Source organism: Anaerolineales bacterium (genome assembly GCA_015075625.1).
Taxonomy (GTDB): Bacteria; Chloroflexota; Anaerolineae; order Aggregatilineales; family UBA2796; genus UBA2796.
The window spans coordinates 75,929-99,835 of sequence record JABTTZ010000004.1; the positions used below are offsets into that span (position 1 = coordinate 75,929).

The 23,907-nt window shown below is 57.1% G+C and carries 17 protein-coding genes; 9 read left to right on the forward strand and 8 right to left on the reverse strand.

What is annotated here, in order from left to right:
* The first annotated feature begins 17 nt into the window (after positions 1 to 17).
* Both HS103_18060 and HS103_18065 read left to right on the forward strand, forming a co-directional pair.
* The gene (locus tag HS103_18060) at positions 18 to 3,020 is read left to right on the forward strand and encodes a hypothetical protein (protein ID MBE7514700.1); all 3,003 of its coding nucleotides are present in this window, start codon (positions 18 to 20) and stop codon (positions 3,018 to 3,020) included.
* Between the two features lie 74 nt (positions 3,021 to 3,094).
* On the forward strand, positions 3,095 to 3,904 hold the full coding sequence (locus HS103_18065) for a class I SAM-dependent methyltransferase (protein MBE7514701.1): 810 nt from the start codon (positions 3,095 to 3,097) through the stop codon (positions 3,902 to 3,904).
* Positions 3,905 to 3,971: 67 nt separating this feature from the next.
* Here HS103_18065 and HS103_18070 read toward each other — a convergent pair whose 3' ends face one another.
* Complete coding sequence (locus HS103_18070) at positions 3,972 to 5,192, reverse strand: site-2 protease family protein (GenBank protein MBE7514702.1); 1,221 nt, start codon at positions 5,190 to 5,192, stop codon at positions 3,972 to 3,974.
* Positions 5,193 to 5,562: 370 nt separating this feature from the next.
* Here HS103_18070 and HS103_18075 point away from each other — a divergent pair, with 370 nt between their 5' ends.
* The gene (locus HS103_18075) at positions 5,563 to 5,922 is read left to right on the forward strand and encodes a ferredoxin family protein (protein MBE7514703.1); all 360 of its coding nucleotides are present in this window, start codon (positions 5,563 to 5,565) and stop codon (positions 5,920 to 5,922) included.
* Between the two features lie 112 nt (positions 5,923 to 6,034).
* Positions 6,035 to 6,445, forward strand: coding sequence for a VOC family protein (locus HS103_18080; protein ID MBE7514704.1), 411 nt, complete (start codon positions 6,035 to 6,037; stop codon positions 6,443 to 6,445).
* A gap of 72 nt (positions 6,446 to 6,517) precedes the next feature.
* Here HS103_18080 and HS103_18085 read toward each other — a convergent pair whose 3' ends face one another.
* Entirely contained in the window at positions 6,518 to 9,070 is a 2,553-nt protein-coding gene (locus HS103_18085; GenBank protein ID MBE7514705.1) for a penicillin acylase family protein, read from the reverse strand.
* Between the two features lie 109 nt (positions 9,071 to 9,179).
* Here HS103_18085 and HS103_18090 point away from each other — a divergent pair, with 109 nt between their 5' ends.
* A complete protein-coding gene (locus HS103_18090) occupies positions 9,180 to 9,881 on the forward strand; it encodes a response regulator transcription factor (protein MBE7514706.1) in 702 nt (233 codons plus the stop codon).
* 72 nt (positions 9,882 to 9,953) lie between these two features.
* On the opposite strand, the gene HS103_18095 is transcribed toward HS103_18090, so the two are convergent.
* On the reverse strand, positions 9,954 to 11,078 hold the full coding sequence (locus HS103_18095; protein MBE7514707.1) for a hypothetical protein: 1,125 nt from the start codon (positions 11,076 to 11,078) through the stop codon (positions 9,954 to 9,956).
* 250 nt (positions 11,079 to 11,328) lie between these two features.
* On the opposite strand from HS103_18095, the gene HS103_18100 reads away from it, so the two are divergent.
* The 4 genes from HS103_18100 to HS103_18115 are packed head-to-tail and all read left to right on the forward strand — an operon-like array spanning position 11,329 to position 18,581.
* Positions 11,329 to 12,840 carry an SIR2 family protein gene (locus tag HS103_18100; GenBank protein ID MBE7514708.1) on the forward strand — a complete coding sequence of 504 codons (1,512 nt, stop codon included), beginning with the start codon at positions 11,329 to 11,331 and terminating at the stop codon, positions 12,838 to 12,840.
* Between the two features lie 5 nt (positions 12,841 to 12,845).
* The gene (locus HS103_18105) at positions 12,846 to 17,735 is read left to right on the forward strand and encodes a WD40 repeat domain-containing protein (GenBank protein MBE7514709.1); all 4,890 of its coding nucleotides are present in this window, start codon (positions 12,846 to 12,848) and stop codon (positions 17,733 to 17,735) included.
* Complete coding sequence (locus HS103_18110) at positions 17,736 to 18,389, forward strand: hypothetical protein (protein MBE7514710.1); 654 nt, start codon at positions 17,736 to 17,738, stop codon at positions 18,387 to 18,389. It abuts the gene before it with no gap.
* Between the two features lie 27 nt (positions 18,390 to 18,416).
* Entirely contained in the window at positions 18,417 to 18,581 is a 165-nt protein-coding gene (locus HS103_18115; protein MBE7514711.1) for a hypothetical protein, read from the forward strand.
* 42 nt (positions 18,582 to 18,623) lie between these two features.
* Here the strand turns inward: HS103_18115 and HS103_18120 are convergent, their stop codons facing one another.
* The 5 genes from HS103_18120 to HS103_18140 all read right to left on the reverse strand — a co-directional run bounded on the left by HS103_18120 (position 18,624) and on the right by HS103_18140 (position 23,830).
* Positions 18,624 to 20,444 (reverse strand): dynamin family protein, encoded by a 1,821-nt coding sequence (locus tag HS103_18120; GenBank protein ID MBE7514712.1) that lies wholly within the window; start codon positions 20,442 to 20,444, stop codon positions 18,624 to 18,626.
* A gap of 92 nt (positions 20,445 to 20,536) precedes the next feature.
* On the reverse strand, positions 20,537 to 20,917 hold the full coding sequence (locus HS103_18125) for an STAS/SEC14 domain-containing protein (GenBank protein ID MBE7514713.1): 381 nt from the start codon (positions 20,915 to 20,917) through the stop codon (positions 20,537 to 20,539).
* A 23-nt stretch (positions 20,918 to 20,940) separates the two neighbouring features.
* Positions 20,941 to 21,513, reverse strand: a complete 573-nt coding sequence (locus HS103_18130; GenBank protein MBE7514714.1) for a hypothetical protein — start codon at positions 21,511 to 21,513, stop codon at positions 20,941 to 20,943.
* Between the two features lie 87 nt (positions 21,514 to 21,600).
* The gene (locus HS103_18135; GenBank protein ID MBE7514715.1) at positions 21,601 to 22,785 is read right to left on the reverse strand and encodes a glycosyltransferase family 4 protein; all 1,185 of its coding nucleotides are present in this window, start codon (positions 22,783 to 22,785) and stop codon (positions 21,601 to 21,603) included.
* Positions 22,778 to 23,830: a flippase-like domain-containing protein gene (locus HS103_18140; GenBank protein ID MBE7514716.1), complete on the reverse strand. Its 1,053-nt coding sequence runs from the start codon at positions 23,828 to 23,830 to the stop codon at positions 22,778 to 22,780. Before HS103_18140 ends, HS103_18135 begins: the two co-directional genes overlap by 8 nt.
* Positions 23,831 to 23,907 lie beyond the last annotated feature (77 nt).

Below are 23,907 nucleotides of genomic sequence, written 5' to 3' on the forward strand. Positions count from 1 at the left end.
AGACATTAGAGGTACGAATGACCCCACCACCCAATGGCAGTGATGCCAACAAGCCGGATGACGATCCCCTCGGTGGCGTTGATCCCATGGCATGGTTGGAGAGTTTGGCGCGGCGGCAAGGGGCAGACCCCGCCGAACTCGTCACCGGCGGGACGCTCGACCTTCCGCCTGAAAATGCCGACGACACCATCCCAATCACCCCTGTTGCCTCAAGCGCTACCACCTCGCCCATTGGGGGAATTGGGACGGATGATGATCTCAGCGCCATGCTCGACGGGGCAGACCCAATGTCATGGCTGGAATCGCTTGCCAAACGGCAGGGCGCAGACCCCGCCGAACTGGTCACCGGCGGGATGATGGAACTCCCTCCCGAAGAAGGCGAAAAACTGGAAGACCTCGGTGAAGCAAGCCTTCGGGATATTTTTGGTAGCGCCGTTGATTCCTTGAACTTTACGCCCGCCGATTTCTCCGAACCCGCCGTTGCCGATGATCCGCTTGGGGGCGCTGACCCGATGGCATGGTTGGAAAGTCTGGCGCGGCGGCAGGGGGCAGACCCCGCCGAACTCGTCACCGGTGGGACAATGGATTTGCCCCCAGAGGCGGAAACCGTCATACCCGCCGCCGACCTGACCCCCGAACCAACCGCCGCCCCAATGGGCAGCAGCACGGGCGGCACAACGGGGATCACCTCCGACGCCGAATTGGATGACCTCCTCGGCGGGGAAGACCCTATGAAATGGTTGGAGCGTCTCGCCGCCAATCAGGGCGCAGCGATGAATGAACTCGTCACGATGAAGACGGATATTCCTGCGCCAAGTGATGTTCAAGGGGATGTTCTTGTTCCGCCCCCTGCCGCGCCAGAACCCATCACACCCGCCGCCAGCCTCACACCCGAACCCAGGGCGAGTATAGGGAGCGGTGGCACAACAGGGATCACCGCTGACGCCGAACTCACCGACCTCCTCGGCGGGGAAGACCCCATGAAGTGGTTGGAGCGCCTTGCCGCCAATCAGGGGGCGAACACCGATGAACTGGTGACCATGCGTGGGACGCAAGAAGCGCCGCTCACCCCAGAGCCTACACACAGCGAGCCACCCCTCACGCCCATGGAACCCGAACCGATTATGCCCGCTGCCAGCCTCACGCCCGAACCAATGGCGAGTACGAGCAGCGGCGGCACAACGGGGATCACCGCTGACGCCGAACTGACCGATCTTCTCGGCGGCGAAGACCCCATGCAGTGGTTGGAGCGCTTGGCGGCACAACAGGGGGCAAATGCTGATGAACTGGTGACGATGAATGTCGTTGCCCAAGAATTCCGCCGTCCTCCACCCGAACCCGCACCCATCGAAACCCCCTCACAGCCTGAGCCGCTTACCCCTGAGCCGATGATGGCGATGGATGCAGTACCAGAAGCAGCACCAGCCGCCGATCTGACCTTTGACCTTGACGCTCTTTTGAGCGGGCTTGCCTCCCCCTTAGAGGGCATGGACGCCACAGGCGACAGCGGTGGGACAATGCCCGACTTCGCGCCCATGCCCGATCTTGATTTTGGGTCTGATGTTGCCGCTGAATCGACAGAGGCAGTGACCATGGGCGATGCCCTTGCCGGGTCGGATACGCTCCAGTGGTTGGAGAGCCTCACCAGCGGTGCTGGCGGGTTCGAGTCCTCCTTAGAGACAGAGGCTGCGCCTCCCTCCGATACCGCCCTTATGGATGCCGATTCTGTCCTGAGTTGGCTGCAATCCGTTTCCGAAGGCGATGATGCCCCTGTGCTGCCCACCGCCGCTGTAGAGCCAGATTACACGCCCCGATTCACCCCTGTGGAGATGCCCCCCGCCGAACCAACTATCTCTATGGAAGGTGGTATGTCCGATGATCCGGCAGAAGTCTTGAAATGGCTAGAACGGCAGACGCAGCGCTTAGAAGAAATCCGCGAAGATTTCGAGAACATGCCTATTCCCGGCGATGACTCCCCGGCTGTCCCCGGCGAGATTCCTTCATGGTTGGCGGGAAATATCAGCGTTACCGAGACTGATGCTGCCTTGCCGAGTGTCACTGCCCTGTCCGATGATGTCGCACTGCCCACTATTGGGACAGACTTCCCCAGTTGGCTGACCGAGCCGATTGCCGAGGAAGGCAGCCTGACCGACCTGATGGCGGCGTTGGGAGATACCGCCCCGCCTGTTGAGGAAACACCGCGTCTCACCATCGAAAGCACACCCATTTCCGATGTCGAACTGGCACGCCTCACGCAACCCGGTTCGCCCGATGAGATCGACTCGTGGGCAGAGGCGTTTGATGATGAAGAACGCCGCCGTATGGGGATGGAGGAAGAAGTTCCCGATTGGTATCGGGAGGCAATGCTGCGTGTAGATCAAGAACGTCCCCGCGACGTTCCTCCCATCGCAGCGGGCGAAATGCCCTCGTGGTTGGAAGTCCCACCCCAAGAGGATGTCCTCCCTGCCGTTCCTGACGAAGCAGGTATTCCAGCGTGGCTGACGCAAATGGCAAGCGGGCTGGATGATGCCCCTGTCGCCCGTCCCGCTGCGCCGACCCCCGAACCCGATTTCGAGGCGCTAAAATCCTTCGACATGACGGACGATATGGCAGCCGAGTTGGCAGCAGCGCTTACCCCCGAACGGGTTGAATCGCCCCTGCCTGTACAGCCCCCACCAGCGCCCACTGCTGCCCCAATTGTGACGCGCACACCTGAACCGCCGCGCCCTGTCCAGCCGCCGCCGCCACCGGAACGGCGTATTCCGGCAATCACACCTTTTGTCCTCAGCGAAGCACGGGAACTCGCTGGTACAGGACAGATCGCCCCGGCGTTGGAGAAATATCAGGCGCTTGTTGATCATGCCGAGAGTTTGGAAGATGTCCGCGCCGACCTGCGCACAATTGCGCAGCAAAACCCCAAAGAGCCGAAGGTGTTCCGCCTCTTAGGGGATACCCATATGCGCCTCGGTGATCTTCAAGCAGCGTTGGATACCTATCTAAACGCGCTCAACCAGTTATAGCGCTCGCTAGACGATGACATGCTCCCCTTTCCCAAAGGATGGCGAAGGGGAGTTCTTCTCCAAAGGCACAATCGATGACTCACGCATCTGACCCCCGCACGCTTTCCCAAGAACGCTTTGGCGCTCTGGCAGCCAACTATGTCGGCAGCCCTGTCCACAGCATGGGCTACACGTTGGATCGCCTTCTGGAAGGTGTTCAGCCCGCGCCGGGCAAACATGCTCTCGATATTGCTACTGGTGGTGGGCATGTTGCTTTGGGGATGGCGAAGGCGGGAGCGGCGGTCATTGCCGCTGATCTCACGCTCCCTATGTTACACGCCGCACAGGGCAACCTTGCCCAAGCGGGCGTCAGCGCAGACTATCTCAATTTAGACGCGGTACGGCTACCCTTTTCCCCCGCCGCCGTTGATGTGGTTACCTGTCGCTTTGCGGCGCATCATTTCACCGATGTGCCGGGCTTTGTCCGTGAATGTGCGCGGATCACCAAAGCGGGCGGTGTAATCGGCATTGTCGATCAGATTGGGCCTGCCGACCCCCTTCCGGCTAACTACTGCAACGCTTTTGAAACCCTCCGCGATCCAAGCCATGCCTGGCAGTACAGCCAACCAGAGTGGGAGTCCTTCTTGCGAGGGGTAGGCTATACGGTGACCCTCAGCGAGGTGATCGGTGTCGTGTTCGACCTCGGCTGGTGGACGCAGATGCAAAACAACGATCCCGATACAGTAATTCGCCTCAAAGTGATGCTTCGCCAAGCGCCGCCAGAGGTTGCCGCATGGCACGCCCCCGAATTCGACCCCGCCGATGAGACAAACCCCATCCGCTTCACCCACCGTCATATGGTCCTGATCGGCGTTCTGGGCGGAAAAATCAGTCAGGTGATCTGAATTCCCCCTCAGCCGTTGCTGAGGGGGTAGGAAAATTGTTTTTTTGAAATAGGTACTGCGCGTGCCTTTACAAAGGGAACGGGGTGAGCGTTCCGATCAGGAAAAAGAGAGCAATTGTCGCATAGCCAATCGCCCGTCGTGTGGGGTTCAGAGGGGTAATGTCGTTCCCTGGCGGAGGGTGGCGTAGCCCTGTCAGCAGGACTAAGAACGCGAAGAAGATCAGACTGGGGAAAGTGGTCATACCCAACACGAGCATCGACCCAAAGGCGAGGAGGGCAATTGTCCACGACGCCCGCCCAAAGAGGGTGTACATGATATGCCCGCCATCCAACTGCCCAATCGGAAGTAGATTGAGGACGGTGAGGAGCATCCCAAACCACGCCGCCAATGCTATGGGCTGCCGCACAACATGTCGCGCCAGATCGACCATATCGGGGCGAAAAATATCTTGCACAACGTTCAGCAAGATCGGCATACCGATGCGCTCTGTGCCAAAGAGGTTTAGAAAGAGCATATTGCGGCTCATGGCTTGCTCACTAAGTAAGCCAATGATGAAGGCAATGAGCGCTACCACAAACCCGGCAAGCGGACCGGCAATGCCCACATCAAAGAGCGCCTTGCGGTTCGTCAGCGGGCTGCGGATGAAGATCACCGCACCGAGCGTCCCCAAAATCCCGATGAAAGGGAAGGGAATAAAGTAGGGCAGTGTCACAATGACCCCATGCCGTCGTGCGGCGAGGTAATGCCCCATCTCGTGAACGCCTAAAATGAGAAGCAAGGTGAAGGCAAAGGGAAAGCCCGCCGCTAGTGTTTTGCCGATGTAGGTCCAATTCCCGCGTTGTAATTCGCGCAGAACGACATTGGGAAAGTAACCCATGAAGCCTGCCCCGCTGATGGTCGTCGTAAGGATGGTGATCAGCAGCAGCAGCCCATGCACCCAGGGGCGGGTCATCACCGGCGCGGCGGCAATCGTCCCTTGTAAGGCAATACACATATCCACCCCGTTGCGCCGCTCCAAAAGCGGCGTATAGCCCGCCGTTTTAAAGCGCTCTGTCATCTGAGGGTAGACCTGTTCCGCATCACCGAGCAACGTCCCCCGAAAGAGAACGGCATTCACGGGCTGCCCGCGAACGATGCGAGAGATGTTTTGCCAATCACGCACCATGAATAACCCGTTTAGCAGGCGAGCAAGCGTGCTAATATAGTCCGTCTCACCACCGAGACGCGGGCTATCCAGCGGGACATTTCGTTCGCGCATGTCGCCCGCGAGCGATTCAGAAAGAGTCATAAGGTGGAAATCCCATCACATAGCGGGGTGCAATCCATAGGGGAGATTGTAAACCAAAGTGGGCGAACAAAAAAATGCAACCGCCCATAGGACTTACGCAGTTGAACGTGTTTACCCCGTATTCATTGAAAGGGGACATTTGAGGGGGAACCCCCCTCAAAAAATGGATTCCCGCTTCTCCCACTGGGAGAAGCGGGAACACGCCGAAGGCGGGTCGCAGGGGGATGAGGACAACTGCGTAAGGTCTAAAGGCATACAAGTGCTTTTAGCGATGACCCCAAAAGTGGGACTAAAGTCACAGTCTTTTCAAGGGGGGGGTGTTAGAGTGTGATCATGATCAAGGACAGACCTATCTGAGGAGTGCAATTCAATGACTCATATTATCACCAGTTTGTGTCTGCGCGACGGCGCGTGTGTGGAAGTTTGCCCCGTTGAATGTATCATCCCCGGTCTGCCAGAAAACGAATGGCCCTGGTATTTCATTGATCCGGCAACGTGCATTGACTGCGGCGCGTGCGTCCCTGAATGCCCCTTCGAGGCGATCTTCCCCGAAGATGATGTGCCACAAGGCTACGAAATGGCAGCCGATCAGGAGCGTATTCCCTTTGGTGGGGAGCGCTACAAGGCAGCCGGCGGTGAGGTGGTTGATCTCACGGCGGATATTGACCCGAACTATCACTTCTTCGATAAAGCGCGTGGCGGTCCCGGCTACGACGCGGGCAAGAGCTAACCCGACGCTGCTCATTGCGGGACGCCACAAACGGCGTCCCGTTGTTGTAACCATTTTAACCGTTTACAACCCTCCAGTTGTTAGCGCTCCCCTCACGCAAAGGATTTCCCCCATGATCACCCGCCTTGCCCATATCAACATTGTCACGGCTGATCTCGCCGCGACAGAACGGTTTTACTGCGACATTCTCGGCATGACAAAAGCCTTTGATTTCGTGAAAAACGGTGTTCTCTGCGGGTTTTATCTGGCGGTGGGGGAGACTACGTTCATTGAGGTGTTCCATGATGGCGGCGATCTGCCCAACGAACGCCCCTTGCTGCGGCATTTTTGCCTAGAAGTGGCGGATATCGACGCGCTGATCGCCGCTGTGCGCGGGAAGGGCTGGCAAATTAGCGATAAGACCTTTGGCGCAGACAAGGCATGGCAAGCATGGCTGAACGACCCTTCGGGGATTGCTATCGAGGTGATGCAGTACACCCCTGCCAGCAATCAATTTAGCGGCGACCCCTGTGTGCTGGATTAAGCTGCCCTATCCATCAAGACAGACGCCCTACACAGAGCATCTGTCTTTGTATCTTCAGCCTACTTCCTCTCTTCAGCGCGAAAGAACGGTTGGTCTCAGGTTTAACACCTTCACCTCGCCCATCTTCTCTGGGATGGTCACCATTGGCAGATAGCCAACCCGCGCCCACATCTCCAGTTGATCGCGGTAATTCCCGCTGGCGGGATGTCCGCTCTGCCCCGGCGCGTGACTCCACCAACTCGCCTCTAGATCGTTGAAATCGACAATCAGCCGCAGAACACTGACATGATCGACCTCAAAGGTGAAGGTCGCCGCATCGTAGAGGTAATCTTGGCGGTTGATGGTGGCGCTCCCACCTCCTACGCCGATGGGGCCACTGTTCACCAGCGACTCAATAGGCGCGATCCCGCTGACACCAAGCGGGTTGGCGAGGAAGGTTACCCGATGAACATCGCCCCACCGCCATGTTTCATAGTTCACCCCCTTGTGCTTTGTGACAGTTTGGTATGCCTCAAGGAACGCCGCTTTTAGAATATCGTCACGGGTTTCCTTTATCGCTGGTGTCGTTACATCGTCCCACCAGCGCGAGTCAGGTTGCCCAAGTTGGAGGATCGTTGCCCATACCCCCCGCGATCCCAAACCATACCCCTGCCCTAATTCATCTCGCCAGAGTTTCTGAACGGTGAGATTCCAAAACGTCTCAGAAAAGACCGCTTGCCCGCTCTCGGCGGTCAGGGTGTAATTCCAGCCTCGCAGCCACGCCAAAAACGCCGCCGGAATGGTGTCGCCATAATCATAGCCAAGCCCCATCAGAAGAAGTTTTGAGGCGGGGTAGGAAAAGGTATCTGCCTGCATCGCCTTGAACGTATCGACGCTATGCTGTTCCGTCGCCAGAATCAGATCGCGGATACGCCCGGCGCGGAATCCATAGGCGGGGTCTTGGTTGCTGAGGTAGGTTGCCCCCTCCCCATATTCGCCATCCAGCCGCCCCGCCAGCATCGCCGCGTATTCAGGCGGCGTGATCGCTTGATTCGCCGTCAGAATGTAGCCGCGTTCGGGGTTGTAGAGGCGGGGCATCAGGTCGTAGGGGAGGAAGCCCTTCCAATCATAGGTCGTCACCGAGCCATCGACAGGAAACAGCCCACTGTGTCCCGCCCCTCGAATCGGCACCTTGCCGGGGAGTTGATAGCCAATATTGCCATCGACATCAGCATAGACGAAGTTTTGGGAGGGCGTATTCCACGTTTTCAATGCCTCGCGGAATTCGTCAAAGTTCGCGGCAATGTTCAGCTTATAGCTGCTGCCGATCAGGTCGGTTGTCCCTTCAATGCCCGTCCAGCGCAATGCCATTGGCTGCTGCGGATTGCCCTCACTATCTTTATCGCTGGTGACAAGCGGTCCCCAACGGGTGATCTTGACTGGAACATCGAGCGGGGCTGTGCCATCACCAAAGCGAATTGTCTCGGTGATCATGGTGAAGGGGATGGATTCACCATCGAGGATATACTTCGTTGGATCGGCGGGGTCGGGGGTGATGATGTAGAGGTCTTCGTTATCGACGGGGGGCGTCGTCAGCCCCCAGGCGATCCGTGCATTCCGCCCAATGAGGATGAAAGGCGCACCCGGGAGCGAAAAGCCCGTCACATCAAGAGGACATGCCGCCGTTACAGGCGTGCAGTGTAAGCCAATCTGGTAAAAGAGGGCGGGCGATTGCTGCCCCAAGTGGGGATCATTTGCCAAGAGAGGTTTCCCCGTCGTGGTGCGCGATCCGGCAACCACCCAACTGTTGCTTGCCCCATGTGGGAGCAAGGTATTCAGAGCGTCCATATCCCCGATCATTGTCGTGGCAACATGGCTATAGTCAATCCCCGTTGGCGGGCGTAAGGATGCGGCGGAGAGGATGCCCCCAGAAAAATCGCTCGGTTCTACGGTGTAGGGGAACACCTCCCCCGGATAAGGGGGCATGAGGTCGTTCAGGTAGGTATCTGTGTCTGCGCCAAAGGTCTTACGAAGGGTGATCATATCGCGTTCAAGGTCGTAGCCATTGCTCAACTGCCACGCCAGCACCTTTGCCCAGGCAAAGGTATGGACGGGCTGCCATGGCTCAATGGGGATCGTTACACCCGTCACGCCAAGCAGCGAATATTCAACGCCCAGTTCGCCGCCCGTCTTGCCCGCAATGTAGGCATTTACGCCAGCGCTGTAGGATTCAAGGAAGGCGCGGGTTTCTGGCGAAGCGGCATCAGCATCCGCCTGAGCAGCGCGATTCCAGCCCACCGTTCGGATGAAGATATCATTGGCGCGAACACGCGGCACATCCCCCACCAGTTCACCGATGCGCCCCATCCCAATATGGCGCTGGAATTCCATCTGCCACCAGCGTTCTTGGGCGTGAACAAACCCCTGGGCAAAAATGAGATCAGCAAGGCTTGCCGCGTAAATATGGGCAACCCCGTAGGAATCCCGGCGGATGGTTACCTCCCCGTTGAGTCCGGCGAGGGCAATTGTCCCCTCTGTTTGGGGAAGTGGTTTCCGCACAAGGGAGAGGGCAAGCCCGCCCACCGCCCCAACGAGGATGGCAAGGATCACGATCAGAATAATGACCAAACGAAAAATGACCTTCATGAAGAACCTCTTGTTCGGGAAAGGCGAACCCAGTGTTACAATGCGCGGACGTAAAAACGTTTCTCTTTCATCTAGTGTACCGAAAATCTGCATTTCAGATGGGGTGACTATGGCGCTCAAAGTGTTACTTGTTGAAGATGACCCCGAAATGAATCGTCTGCTCCAAATGGAATTAGAGCAGCACGGCTATGAAACCAAGACCTCCAACAACGGCTTGGAAGGGCTGCGTGCCTTTCACGAATACCGCCCCAATCTTGTTGTGTTGGATGTGGCGCTGCCCGGGATGGACGGGTTGACGGTCTGCCAGCGCATCCGCGAACTTTCGAATGTGCCGGTCTTGATGATTACCGCTCATGCCGTTTCGGAGGAGGAGATCGCACGGGGGCTGAATCTCGGTGCGGACGAATACATGATCAAACCGATTCGGCATATTGAATTTCATGCCCGTGTGCGGGCGCTTTTGCGGCGGGCGCAGCGAACGGATGAAGACGAAACTACCCCAGTAATCTATGCCGATGATTACCTGACGGTAGATGTGAACGCCCGCCGGATTTGGGTGGGAGGTGAAGAAATTCGTCTGACGCCAACGGAGTTCAAGCTGATTGCCACCTTTGTCAAGCACAAGGGGCAAGTCCTCACCTTTCAACAAATTCTAGAGCAAGTATGGGGCTACGAATACAGTTCGGAGCATCACTATCCGCGCATTTACGTCTCACACCTGCGGCGGAAGATCGAACCCGATCCGCGCACCCCAACCTATATTCAGAACGAGTATGGGATTGGCTATCGGTTTACGGGGAAAACCGTCTAAGCGCTGCTGTGGCGCTGGTTTTGTAGGGCGCATCGGATAGGTGCGCCCGCCATGTGTGGCTGTTCTTTCCGATTAGCGCGTTTCGAGATAAACGGGGACATTCATCAACGCCGCAAGGTGAGCAGCGGCGTGATGGGCGGGCGTGGCGATCTCGCGTAGATCAAGGATGCGGCGATCTTCCCGTTCGGCGGCGGCGTGAGCCATGAGACCCGGGCTATCGCTGACCTGACACAAGGGGATGAACCCTCGGCGCGACGAATAGGCATGAAGCCACACTTCTGCCGAAAACCGAAGCGCCCCACTCCCCCGTTCATCGTCGGTGTTCTGTCGTCGGTTGATCGTCTGGCTGAGAAGTAGGTAATCAATCCCTTCAAAGGGCGATTGAGCCAAGATACGCCGTCCCCGTGTTTGCCGCCGCAGCAGCCCCGCCCGTCCATCGACAGAGACATGCACATCGCGGAAAACCTCCGCCCCTTGTCGCACGGCTAAGACGACCAAAATAAGGGTAATCAGGACGCCCACATAGGGTAACCACTCTGGTTGCACGGGGGCAAAGATACTCGTCACCGCGCCGAGGGAAAGATAAGCAAACACTGGCACAAGCAAGGCGAGGACAACCGTCCGTATGATCCCCCCGCGTCGCCACGCCGAGGGACGGCGTAGAATCAAGGTTTGGGGCGGATCAAGCGCAAGGACATATTCACCGCTGAGGTCGATGGGGAGCGGGAGCAAGGGGGGCGGGGGCGGGGCTTCCCGCGCTGGTTGGTCGTCCTCGTCAGGTTCGTCTTCGTCCGCCACATCTGGGACAGTTGGTTGGGGGGGGACATAGCGAAAGGGGCGCTGCAAGATTCCGGCAAGGCTTTCTCCGGCATCGCGTGCCGCCGCCGAATCCGCCGCTGCCCACACAGCTAAGCCACACCAACGCCCGCCGCGCTCAGCCGCCAGCGGCGGCGTCAGGATGATGCCCACATGCCATGTATTATCTTCCGCCGCGTACCCCGTGACGACCATCTGCACCCCATCTGGAGAAAGCGCTGAGGGTAGGCGTCGTGCGCGGGCAAAGTCCGCGTCACATTGGAGTCCTGAGGGGTCGCCTTGCACAAGAAGAATGGTGCGCCCTTCGTGGGCTTGGGTGAGCGTCCACGTGGCGGCAGTGTAATTTAGGCGGCTGTTATCTAGGCTAGTGAGCAAGGGCATGGGCTGTACACTATCTTGGCTTGTGTGCCTATCATTTGGGATGGGATATTATGCGGGGAACAGTGTACCGCAGGGGAGGCAAAACGGCATATGAAAAGCGCTTTCCTCGTCTTGTTTGGCGCAAATGTGGAAAACGCATAGAAAACCCATCTAGGACAACCGCCTCCCTGTCCCTATTTGCCAAGTCCGTTTTCCATAGGCTAGAATGGGGGTGGAACGACCTCAGCCAATCAATGGGCGAATGCACCTCATGAATAGTGTTTTATTCCTCGGCGGCACAGCATTACGAGGGGATCATCAGGCGCTTCCAGCCTCCCTCCGTTACAGCTTCAAAGAAGCCCGTGATCTCGGCACAGATAGCGATGCGGTGATGGCACTTGCCGCCCGGATGATCGATGATGCGGGAACGTATGCGGCAGTGCTGCTGGATGTCGAATTCTTCGGAGGGAGTGACGCCGGACTTGAGGCGACACTTGCCCTTCTGAGTCGGGTGAACAGCGTGAAGCACCTCTTGGTTATTCTAAGTGGGACGCCCAAAGACCTCCCAAACTTGATCGCCCGTGTCGGAGATCGTTACCTCCGCCGCCCAGACGGGCTGCGCGGGGAGGTACTTACCCTCTGGCGCGGGGAATTGGGCGCCCGTCTTGCCCATTTGCTCACCAGCCAGCCCTCCCCCGAACGAGAGCAGCCCTCGGCACTTCTTGAAACGCCGAGTGGGATGGCAGCAGGTGTGGCTGTCCGCCGGCAACGCCCGCCGGATATTCCCCAAGCGGATATGGACACGCTGATCGCGGATATGCTGCGCGGGCGGTTGATTCCCATTGTTGGGGCGGGACTGTACGATTATCCAGAGACAAACCACTACCGCTATACCCGTGATAAGTTGGCAGCGCATTTGTTTGCCTATCACGATTTACCCTCGTTGGAAAACCCGCTCCGCAACCTGCCGGGGATTTCCCACTGGGTAAAGCGCTTGAAAGGCGATGCCACCCTCAAGGAAAACATCACAACGATTATCCAAGAGGAAGAAGATAAGTACCGCGATAATCGGGAAAGCGTGTTAGCCGTTGATCACCCCCTGCGTTTGTTGGCGCAGCTTCCTTTTCATGGCTATGTGACGACGGAATATGACGATTTGCTCTACTCTGAATTGAAAAAACGGCGGAAAACGCCGCGTCGCTCGCTGGTCAGCTGGTTCAAAAAGTCCAGCAAAGCCTATGAGGAGTTCTATCGGCAGTTGGATAAGACGAACACGACACTTGCCAAAGTGGATCAACTTTCGCACATCGAATCTGGCGCAGACGATGAAAAAGAACCGTTCGTTCTCTACCTAAATGGAAACAAAGACGTGCCGCGCTCCATGGTCGTCACCGAGATGGATTACATCCATTACCTACGCAGTGACACAAAAGACTTTCCCACCGCCATTCAGGAACGCATCCAAAATGTACCACTCTTGTTTTTAGGGCATGGCTTGTTCGATTGGAGTTTTAAATTTGTCTTGAAAAGCCTGTTTCCCGGCGGGGTAGGTCACTCGTTGTTCCGCGAGATACTGACCAGCGACGGGGGGGGCAGTACTGCCGTAGAGACATGGTGTTACGCCGTTGAGCCAGATTTTGAAGATTATTCCCCCCGCCACCGCGATTACATCATTCAATACTATGGTGCGTTAGGGATTCGTGTTTTTTGGGCAGACCCGCAAGCCTTCTTAAAAAGCGTGATCGACGCCTATACCGCCCGTACCGCCGCCACCGGAGGCTAACTGACGTGACCTTCACTAACCCTTACCCCGGCAGACCGTACCACGAAGCCCATCCCCATTTCTATGGGCGGGAAACGGAAACCGATGATATATACCGGCTGATTGTCGCCAACGCGCTAGTGATTCTGCATGCCGTCTCTGGCGCGGGCAAAACCTCCCTGATCAACGCCAGTTTAATCCCCCGCTTGAGGAAGGAAAACCTTCAAGTTCTCCCCAAAGCGCGGGTGAACGACCCACTTCCATTAGGAGAAGGGGCATTGGGGAATGTATTTAGCCAGAGCGTGATCCGCTATTGGCAGCGCGGCGGGTGGGGGGATACCATGCTGAGCGAGGCGACACTTCGTGAGATGTCTTTGGCGGACTACCTTGCCACCAACCGCCTTTACAACGAGACAAGTTACGGCACGAAGAAACCCCGCGTCGTGATTATTGACCAAGCCGAGGAAATTTTCAGCCTACACAAGGAACGATGGGCAGACCGCCGCCCCTTCTTTGAGCAAATTCAGGCGGCGCTGGTGGCAGATCGCTATTTGCGTATTTTGTTGGCGCTGCGGACGGATTACCTCGGCTATTTTGTCGATAACCGCGAGGCGACCAGCCCGCTTGAAGGGATGGTTGAGACGCGGATCATGATCCAACCATTAGACAAAGATCAGGTGATTGAGGTTATTCGCCGCCCAATGGAAGCGACGGGGTTCACCTTCTCCAACGCTGACGTTGTGGAGGCGCTCAAAACAGAACTGATGACAGAGAGCAGTCCCACCCACGAATTTGGCTATGAGGCGCAGTACGCCAAACCGATCCTTGTTCAGTTACGCCTTTACAAACTGTGGGACAAATTGCGCACCTACCAGCAGATGACGATCAGCGAGGATGTCCTCAGCGCGTACCCCATTCGCGATACACTTCGCGAAATTTATGAAGATGCCATTGCGCTGGGAGTGGTGCGCAATGTGTCTGGGGGCTTGGGTGCTGGGCAAGAGGGGGAAGGGCTGGCGGAGGCATTTTGCTACAGCACAGAAAGCCTTCGTCGCCTGATTCGCGAGCGGTTTTTGGCGGGCGAGGCACGGATCATGTATGAGGCGACCAGCGATGCGAACAAAAACGCCTATGCTGTCCTCAAGGATGCCGGCTTGCTTACCGATGAAAAGCGCGGCGAGCGCGACATTTACGAACTCTCTCACGATAGCTTTGTTGCCCCGGTGAAGTCGGATATTCCCCGTGAGGCAGTGGTTATTTTTTACCCCGCTGGACTGCGCTCCGCCAGTGATGTGCAAGCCGGGGAAAGGGCATGGCTGGTCTTTGAGGAACTGCTGCGGCTGCTCTACACAACGCCCCTAACCGATGCGGACGGAACACGCCTTGATCTCGTCATTCTTCCACTGGATGAGAGGACGGGTGAATGTGCCTTGCCTTCTGATGGGTTTGATTCCGTTGGCGTTGAGGCTCTGCCTGCCAGCCCTTACGCAGTGCTGGTTGTGGAGGGAATATTCGAGGGGGAAAACGAGCCACCCCTGATTAGCGCAGCGCGGCGCTTATTGGAAGCGAACTGCCGCCCTCTGCTGACGCTTTCCTTAGCCTCATTGGATAATCAAGGGGTTTTTGCCGAGGTTTTGGCGGCGCTTGGAACGCGCCTCGCCCTTGCGCCGGTAGATCACCTGCCCATGCCAGATCGTGTTTATGAATCTTTCTATTTGCCAATGGCGCTCGGAAAACTGCACGAGGCGGTGAACAAACCGACCATCCGTGAGCGCGTCGTGGGTATTGTGGGCGATGACAACCTGGGGAAATCCCAATTGGTGTGGCGTTTGGCGCGGCATTGTGATGTCCGCACCCTTTTTGAGCGTATTGAGCGGATCGTAGAGGGGGGCGACTCCCCCCTTAATCCGGCGCAGCTTGTGACCGACGAAAAGCTCTTGATCATCTTGGACGATGTGGCGCTACCCGGTACGCTGCTGAACACCTACCTTCGGGAAGACGCCCACTATACTATCCTTGTGACCACCCGCGAGCGCGGCGTCTTGCCCGCCGAAACAACCTCAGTGGTTGAGATGGTCTTTTCCGATTGGGCAGATGTGGAAAGTCTCTTTCGGGGTGAGACACCCTCAGCAGAGGGGGCGACACCCGATGCCCAGTCCCCCATGACAGAGATTGCCCAATCGCAATACAGTGCCGATATTCTGAATTTGGATTCAGGAAAGGGCAGCAAAGGGCGAGTCGGTGGGTTGGCGGATGTGCTAGGGCGTGATCCGGGTGTGATCCGTCTGGCGCAAAAGGCGGTGAATCTCTACCGTTTTGATCCTATTGGCGGGCGCACCCTTCCCGCCGCCCAAAAAGCGTTGGTCGATGCGCTTGGCAAAGAATTCGTCGGGCTTTCTGACGGGCAAAAGCGGGATCACCTTTACCGCCATCTCCAAAAGACAATGGGTGTGCCAGCCTACCAAGCCCTGATACTCTTTACCTTGTTTCCCGCCGGGGCGGATGTGCCGCCAGCGGTCATAGAGCGGTTGCTCACCCGCACAGGAGAAAAGGATCGCCTTCGCCGCCTTCTGGAACTCGAACTTGTTGAGCGCGATACGGAAGGCGATCTCTATGTGGATCGTTTGCTCTACGAATCCATCGTCCGCCATGATCCATCCATCGCTGCCTTGCGCCGCGATCACACACTCTTTGCCCGGACGGATTTTGCGTACCTTGCCGCACGAGTCGTCTCCACCCGCCGCGCCTCTGTGGTGGAGGCAGAACTGCGGGATTTGCTGAATGATTCCGAGGTGATTCATTCTGAGCCTGATCGCACTCAGCTTGCCCACTTGCGGGGTTGGTTTGCCCGTATGGCGCACGTCTTAGATCGCGCCGATGACGCCCGCACTGTCCTTCAAACGCTATCGATCAGTGCCGGAGACATTTTCCCCGCGCTGCGGGAGCGCGTTCTTGGCGATATGGCAACGCACCTGCGGGCAACACAGGCAGTGCCACAGATCGCCGCCGTCCAAATTCGCGGGCTTGTTGGCTATACCGAGGGCGTCCGCGCCAGCGCCATTAGCCCCGATGGGCGGCAGGTAGTTGGCGGCTCGGATAAGGGTGAGGTGATTCTTTGGGAGGTGGACACTGGGGCAAAGCTCCGCGCCTTTGACGGGCATAAAGGGTTGATTGCCGACTGTGCCTTCACCCCCGATGGGCGTTACCTTGCCAGCGCTGGACTTTTTGACGGGCTGCGTGTCTGGGATCGGGAGACGGGCGAAGCCGTTTTTGAAGAAGATGAATTACGCCCCGTCAGCGTTCATTTTTCGGCGGATGGAACGTTGCTGCTCGTCACCGATGACCGCACCGAAAATCTGTTTATCTATGACATTCAGAGCAGCCCGCCAAAAGTCATTGGGCGGGTGGAGGGTCACGCTGACGCCGCTATGAGCAGCCATCCCGATGGGCGGTTGATCCTGACCACGAAACGCAATCAGGTGTTTCTCTATGACCGCGAAACACTGACGGTGATTCATCAGGAACGCCTTGCAATGAGCGATGGTGAGGCGTGGGGATGCGCCCTTAGCGCCGACGAACGTTACTTTGCCTTCGGTACATCGGAAGGCAAGATCACTTTGGGGAGCGTTGCCGAAAGGCGCATCCTCGACACAAAAGAGGTTTCACGGGTTGTCACCAACGAGGGACGCAGCGTTTTCCGCTGTGTTTTTAGTCACGATGGGCGCTATCTCTTTAACCCCTTTGGGGCAGCCGTCCAAGTGTGGCACATCAGCGAAAGCGGCACTTTGGAACACGTCCGCGAGCTTGCCGGACACACGGGCGAACTCTGGAGCATTACGACGAACGATGGCGGAAATCGGCTGGTGACAGGCAGCCTTGATACAACGGTGAAAGTTTGGGATATGGCTCAGATTGGGCAGGCAAACGCCCAAATGCACGAGGCGCGGGTGTGGGGGTTGAGCGCTGCTCCATTGGGGGTGAGAGGAAATGTACCGCTCATCGCTACCGGAGCGCTGGATCGCACAGCGCGGCTTTGGAAAGCCGAGGAGGAGGATGGGATATGGCAGGTCGTAGGTATTGCTCCCCATAACACGCCGGTTATCGAGTCCCTTCTCAGCAGCAGCGGCGAGCGGCTGTACACCTTTTGCAACGATAAAACGATGCACATGTGGGATGTGCGCGTTCCCGATGCCCCTCTGCGGCAAAGCACACTCGCCGCCAATTCGTGGTCGGTGAACCGAGCGATCCTTACCAAAACTGAGAGCGGATCGGATGTGCTTATTGGTATTGGGGATGACAAAACGGTTTACCTCCTCAACGCCGATCTGGGGAAGATAGGGTCATGTTATGTGACGAACCCCGCCGCCTTCGTCAGCGATGCTGCGCTGCGCTATACAGTAGATGGCAAGCCGCAGCTTCTTACGGCGTGGTCGGATGCCACCGCCCGCCTCTTTGATCTGGACTCACTGAACACGCCACGCCCGCACCTGAACCGCGAATTCAACCATTCTGATGTGGATCGCTTGGCGCAAGTTTCCGCCTGTGCCTTTGCCCCCGATGGGCGCCTTGCGGTGACAGCCGTCCAAGTAGAGAGCAAAAACGAATACACCCTTTACCTGTGGAATATGGAAGATTTCCGTCGCCTGCGGGAGATTGGGAGGCTGAACACCCGGCACAAATCGCGGGTTCACCGGTTAGCTGTCAGCCCCGATGGAAACTACCTCGCCTCGTTGGAAGATGCCGGGGCGCTGCGGGTATGGAGCTTTCCCACAGGCGAACTGGTGACGGCGGTCTACCTTGACGAGGCGCTCTCAAATGTCTTGTGGTTGCCCATGACGACAAACCAAGTGGGCAGCTATCCACTGGTTGCCACCGGACGGCATGGGGTGTATTTCCTGACGCTAGGGGGAGTGTAAATGACCGTGCCACAAGCTGGTAAACCCGAAAACCTGATACTGCAAGGGGAAATCCGCCGCTTCGTCGTGGGGGTTGTCGCTATTTTTGGAGTAGAGGATCGGGAAACCTACAAAGAACTGGCGTACAAGTATGCCAGCCTCAGTGATCGTTGTGCGCCGCTCGGCTTTTCCAAGATGGGATTTGCCGTTCCCGATTACGCCCTTGCCTTTTACGAGGGGGACACCGATGAGCCAGAAGACACCTCGGATCGTCTGGTGGGCGGGCAGCAAAAGCGCCGCTGTGCGGAGGACGACCTGCATTTCAACTTTCGGGAACGCTTTTCCACCCATAAATGCTTTATCATTGGCTATCTGGAAAGCCTCACCAGCGCGGGGGAGCCTGCCTTTGCCTATGTGAATGTGCGCGGAGATCGGATTTGCAAGCTGCTTTACCGAGGGATAAACGAGGCGAGTGCCTATTCGTTGGCAGATTTCGCCACCCTGATTCTAACGGGACAAGGAACGCCCACAAAGGAAAACCGCCAAAAACTGGCAGCCGATTACCTGTTCTCGCTTGCCCACGAAGACGGCGTTTATGACGAGGAAGGCTACACCCGTCTGCGCGGCGATCATGTCAACATTCGCCTTTTCCCGCCGCTGAATCAAGTAACCTAAATCACACGAATCTAAGGACAATGACTGATGAAAACACCTGATACGCTTGGCTATATGATTTTAGGGTATGTTCTCGCCGCGGTGATCCTGAGCGGTTATATCGCCTCGCTCATTCTGCGGGCGCGGCAGCTTCAGCGAGATAGTAGACTGGTCGAGCAGTTGGAAGCAGAGGCGAAGAACGAGGGGCGATAGCCTTCTGGGGAACGCCCTAGCCAGTCTACGAAAGGTGGGGCATCACCCCTTCAAGTCGCTGACAGATTTTTCCAATTCGGTGAGCTGCTGTGTATGGGCGGCAAGCTCCGCTTTGATCGTATCCGCTTGCGAGAGGTAGGTTTCGACCATTCGCAAAAAGGGTGCTACGGCGTCCCCGCGCAATTGCCGTCCATAGCTGATCTGTTCTCGTGCCGCGCTCATAAAGCGCTCGCTGTATTCTCGTTTTAACGCCTCTAAGCGCCGTCCATAGGCATTTGCCATCAGCCACCCGCGCAAGGGGAGGGCGGCGATTCCGCCAAGCATGGCGGCGAACATGGCAACGATCAACAACCCCGCCGAATTTCCCTGATTCGCCACACTGAGCAGCGTCAGCAGCAAACAACCCATGATTAGAATGCTCAAGAGATAGACGACCAGCGTCCCCGCTGTCATGCGAATCTGCCCATCAAGGGTGTCGGTCTCCATCTGCTGCGCTTTTTCAAGTGTTCCTGAAAGATCATCCCGCGCTTTATCCCACAGCGTCCGATCATAACGGGCAGGGGGGGTGAGATCGCCAATGACCTTCCCGCGCAGCGCACCGGGAAGGCGTTCTAACTCCCGCTGCGCATAGAGGACGAGATCATCAGTATCTTTCACATCGCGCCCTTCCAGACGCGGCGGGACGCGCTCCACAAGCGGGGGGATCGTCGTCAGTGGTTCGATCACCCGCGCCCGTTCTGCCGCCGGAAGCATCCGGCTGACGACGACACTTCGCCGCCGAAACAAGCGCGGAAAGCGAATCACCTGCCCCAACCCGCTGAAAAGCAAGGGAAACACCTTTGACCACTGGAAAGTTTCGCGCAGAAGCGCTTTGCCGCGTAGTGCCGTTTCGTCAAATGCCGTTTCAAGGGCGGTGACAACCTCCCGCACGGTGGTGTCTTGTTCCTTTTGAGCGGCGTCAATCTGCCCACGAACATTTGCCGCCGAGCGTCGGTATTCGGCAAGGGCGTCTTGCTGTTCACGGATGCGGATATTAGCGGCGCTCATCACATTGCGGGCGATTTGAAGGGGTGTCTCCAGCTTTTGCCGCGCCCGTTCCACATCGCTTAGGGCGCGATTCAGATAGGTTTCAAACTGGCTGAATCCGCTCTGTTCCCAGAGGCGGGAATCACGCGGGGCGCTCTTTTGCGCCTCGCTCGCTAAGCGCGAGGAGACCAACCATACCTGAGGCTGTACGCCAAAGGCAGCCCGCACTTGCTCTGTGACAAAGCTCTGTAATGTTCCCCGTTCGCCTTCGTCCACAAGGTCAATCTGGTTGATCACGACGATCACTCGCTTGCCATAATCACGCAGCGATTCAAGGTATTCGCGATTGCTTGCCGACATTGCCTGCGTTGCCAACATGACATGAAAGACCAGATCGGCGCGGTGGAGGAACTTGCCGGTAATGGCATCATGCCCTTTGAAGACGGAATCGAGTCCGGGGGTATCCACAAGGCTGACACGCTCTAAGAGAGGGGTGGGGTGAAAGATCGTCTGAATATCGCTGCCGCCCATCGTCTGAGCGGTGCTGCCATGCCGCAGAATAGCGATACGATCTGTGGTCGGTGTCGCCCCGACGCTGAGGACATTTTCCCCGATTAGGGCATTGATCAGGCTGGATTTTCCGGTGTTGAACGCGCCCAGAAACACAGCAAGGTAGGGATGATCGGCATGAAAGAGGGCGTCCCGTGCCTGCTCAAGCTGGTCGGGAGGCAGTCCGTCCACCTTTCCTAATGTATCGACAAAGGCGGTCATCCCCTCAACGGTCTTTTGACGAAGTGCTTCATAGCGGGTGAGCAAGCCGGGGCGTTCAACAATCACTGGGTCTTTGCAATCCTTTGTTGGTTAGGACGAGGGGCGTTTCATTTGGGTGCAGCGGAGGTAGGGTTGTATTTTCCCAAGCGTGCCTGATGTTATGCCCGGTCTTGTTCTGCCAAGCGCCGCAAGTGTGCGGCGGCGTCATCGATTGTCGGGTGAATCGTTGGATCGGGACGGTAGGTTTCTTGGGCGATGGTGGCAAACATCATCTCAATCATCGAATCATCGCCAACAAGGGCGACACGCTCTAGGTTGGGCAGTTTGAAACTCCCTTCCTTCACAATACGCATCCCCCCACGTGGAAGTTCCCCAGTGGTTTGGCTGTAATCGAAAATAATGTCGATCAGATCGGGAATTCCCCCCGCCAGCGCCCAAATTTCCTCGGACGCTTCCTCAAGGTCGTCCACCGTCACCGGCGCACTGACCACATAAAGGATGATTTTGTCGGGATCGTACCACATCACTTTGGCGGGCATGGCAATACTACCTATCTTCAGAGTTAGTAAGGGAAACCATTCATAAACAGATCAAGTGCTTCCCGCGTTGCTGCACGTATCTCAAAATACCAACGATCACGGCTGTAGGCAATTCGGGCGACTGTCGCATCATAGCGAAAATCGAAGCTGTAATAGGGGCGTGCCTCATCAATGAATTGCCCGCCGTTGCCCCTACCCTCCCGATCTCCAATACGTTTCACCTGCGCCTGTGCCGCCACCACTGTCACCGATTGCGACCCACTGACTGTCACCCGCGCCTCACCGTACTGGTAAATAACCTGAAAATTCTGGAGCGTCCCACCCATGTTCGTTCGGGTGAACTCCCCCACCTTTGTGGGGAAAATTGTGCCGAGTGTTGTCCCCAATGGCACATTTCGGTTGTTTACATTATACGGGATTGTAGCGTTTGTAGGGCGACGTGCTGAATCAAGAAATTGCCTCCCCACGAGAATGACGAGGACGATAATCACCCCAACGACCAAGATCGAGGAAACCACCGAGAAGATCATCAGCATGAGGGAGCGAAGTTCGGTTTCTTCCGGGTCGGGGGAAGAGGTGGGTGGTTGACTGATCATATCACCACTATACCATGAAAATCGCGTGGGTAAATGGCTCACCCCCTTTACTTTTCGTGAGGGGGTGGAACACACAGGTATGTTGTCTTAGCCCTCTACCGCTTCGCGGAAGTGGCGTTCATAGGTGGCGATTGTTTCCTCAAAGTTGAAGATGCGCTCAATTTCATGGCGGGGCTTCACATAAGCCGCCCGATTTGCCACAATGTCGATCACCGCCCTGCCCATTGTCTGGTGGTCGCCACGTGGGACAATTTTTCCCATCCCTGTCACTGTCACCGGCACGCGCCCACCGGGGGTATCGGTCATGACGACGGGCGCTCCGCACAGCATCGCCTCCACCTGTACAAGGGCGAAACACTCCGTATCACTGGGCAGGACAAAGACATCGAGCGCCGCATAGAAATTCGCTAATGCCTCGCGGCTGGTGATGATCCCGAGAAAGATGAGGTGATCGCGGTAGGTTTCGATCAGCGGTTGGTAAACCTGCCATGTGTCCTCATAGGGAATGTTGTATTGTCCGGCAAAGACAATCCGCGCATTGGGATGTGTTTTCAGAATCACGTCTAGGGAGCGAATTAACACGTCGGGGCGCTTTTCTTGGACAAAGCGCCCACAATACCCGATCAGAATGCCGCCATCGCGCTGCCAGTCAGCACGCAGTTCGTCAGCGCGTTCGGGGTCGGGTGGGGGCATATGGATGGGCGGGTAATTCACTGCCACTTTGTCTTTGAAGGGGGTTAGGTAGTAGCTGTGATCGGCGTAATCGCGGCTGTACCCAATCAGGCGTGCCGCCCGCCGTGCAGCGACCTTAAAGAGGGTGAAGGTCAGCCCTTGAATAAGGCGGTTTTTGATCCCGGGCGGCAAAATCAAATCGCCATGGTGGGTGATCACTAGAGGTTTCCGAACCAAGCGCGAGATGATCGCGTTCAAGAACGGCTCTAGAGCAGGGCTGTTGGCAAAGATGAGATCAACCTTGCGCATGAAGGCGAGCAGCGCCAGCGGGTAAAGGGGCATGATCATCCCCCGACTCAAGCGAATGGGCGCCCATAAACGCACAATACGCACGCCGTTGATCGTCTCGTCACGGGGGAGGTCAAGGGAGTGACGGGCGCACAGGACGGTAACTTCATGCCCCCGCGCTGCCAGTGCCTCCGCCACATCGCGGACGTGGATGGTATACCCCGTGTAGTGCGGGACGTAGTACAAAATACTGATTAAAATGCGCAAGCGGCGCTTTGGTTGTTGCGGTTCGTTGGGTTGGGACTCAGGCATTGTCTACCGTTTCAGTGGGGGGAAGATTATCCGCTTCTTGCTTCGCCGCAGATGCGCGGCGGGCAGAGCGGATGACTTCCCCAAAGGAAATCTTTTCGGATAATAAACCAATCCAGCCGAGGATGGCATACATCGCCACCGTGACGATGTGCAAGATCACGGCGAAGGCGAAGGCGCTGGTCTGAGGGTTTGCGGCGTTCACCATCCCCCCCGCGTTTAAGCCGAGGATGATTGCCGCCTCGAAGGGACCGACACTCCCCGGCACGGCGGGCAAAGCAATGGCGATGGAGGCAGCGGCAATCATAAGCAGCGCCGCCTCCCAATGCGGTTCGTCATAGAGGGTGTACATGAGGATGAAGCCAGCGACGACGGACATTGCCCACCCAAGCGACGACCATCCAAGCGCCCGCCCCATCAGTCTGGGCGAGCTTACCGGCGCGATTCCGTCCAAAACGTTATCGAGAATTTTCCGCACGCCAAGCCGTTCCAAGAAGGGCAGCAGGCGAAGGGCAAGATTCACCACACGGTGGGCAAGGTCACGCCGCCGCGCAAAGAGGAGCAAAACACCGATTCCGATAGCGGCAATCACCGCCGAGATAAGCGCCCCGCGTTGGATGTCTGGCGAGACGGGCGCAATGACAATAGCGAGGATCACGAGGACAACCACCGTACCGAGGTCGATCAGACGCTCCACAACAACGCTAGAGAGCGCTGTAAACATCGAAATGGGCGGTGTTAGCCGCGTGACGAGAAACGTCCGCGCCACTTCTCCCAAGCGCAGTGGCAGCCATGCATTAAAGAAGTAGCCGACGTTCATGATATGAAAGCTGTGGGTGAGATTCGTCCGGTCATTCAGCAGCACTCGCCACCGAAAGCCGCGAAAGACCAACCCCACAAAGACAAACACAGCGCAAGGTAGCACCCAAAAGTAATTGGCGCGGCGTAGCTCACCGCCAATCTGAGAGAAATCTTGCCCGCCGAGGGCGAGGGCAAGCGTGGCGGCGCTGATGGCGAGTCCGAGAAGGATACTAGCCCATCGCTTCATGGTTTTAGGCGCTCCAGCAGGTGATTTGTTAGGCAAGGCTTTGCTCACCGCCCATTGTACACCGGTTGGGGCGAAAA

Coding starts and splice junctions, on each gene's coding strand:
- HS103_18095 (MBE7514707.1), bottom strand. CDS start 11,078: ATGCCCTTGCTCACTAGCCTAGATAACAGCCGCCTAAATTACACTGCC.
- HS103_18070 (MBE7514702.1), bottom strand. CDS start 5,192: ATGACTCTTTCTGAATCGCTCGCGGGCGACATGCGCGAACGAAATGTC.
- HS103_18130 (MBE7514714.1), bottom strand. CDS start 21,513: ATGATCAGTCAACCACCCACCTCTTCCCCCGACCCGGAAGAAACCGAA.
- HS103_18075 (MBE7514703.1), top strand. CDS start 5,563: ATGACTCATATTATCACCAGTTTGTGTCTGCGCGACGGCGCGTGTGTG.
- HS103_18100 (MBE7514708.1), top strand. CDS start 11,329: ATGAATAGTGTTTTATTCCTCGGCGGCACAGCATTACGAGGGGATCAT.
- HS103_18085 (MBE7514705.1), bottom strand. CDS start 9,070: ATGAAGGTCATTTTTCGTTTGGTCATTATTCTGATCGTGATCCTTGCC.
- HS103_18065 (MBE7514701.1), top strand. CDS start 3,095: ATGACTCACGCATCTGACCCCCGCACGCTTTCCCAAGAACGCTTTGGC.
- HS103_18140 (MBE7514716.1), bottom strand. CDS start 23,830: ATGAAGCGATGGGCTAGTATCCTTCTCGGACTCGCCATCAGCGCCGCC.
- HS103_18110 (MBE7514710.1), top strand. CDS start 17,736: ATGACCGTGCCACAAGCTGGTAAACCCGAAAACCTGATACTGCAAGGG.
- HS103_18080 (MBE7514704.1), top strand. CDS start 6,035: ATGATCACCCGCCTTGCCCATATCAACATTGTCACGGCTGATCTCGCC.
- HS103_18115 (MBE7514711.1), top strand. CDS start 18,417: ATGAAAACACCTGATACGCTTGGCTATATGATTTTAGGGTATGTTCTC.
- HS103_18135 (MBE7514715.1), bottom strand. CDS start 22,785: ATGCCTGAGTCCCAACCCAACGAACCGCAACAACCAAAGCGCCGCTTG.
- HS103_18125 (MBE7514713.1), bottom strand. CDS start 20,917: ATGCCCGCCAAAGTGATGTGGTACGATCCCGACAAAATCATCCTTTAT.
- HS103_18090 (MBE7514706.1), top strand. CDS start 9,180: ATGGCGCTCAAAGTGTTACTTGTTGAAGATGACCCCGAAATGAATCGT.
- HS103_18060 (MBE7514700.1), top strand. CDS start 18: ATGACCCCACCACCCAATGGCAGTGATGCCAACAAGCCGGATGACGAT.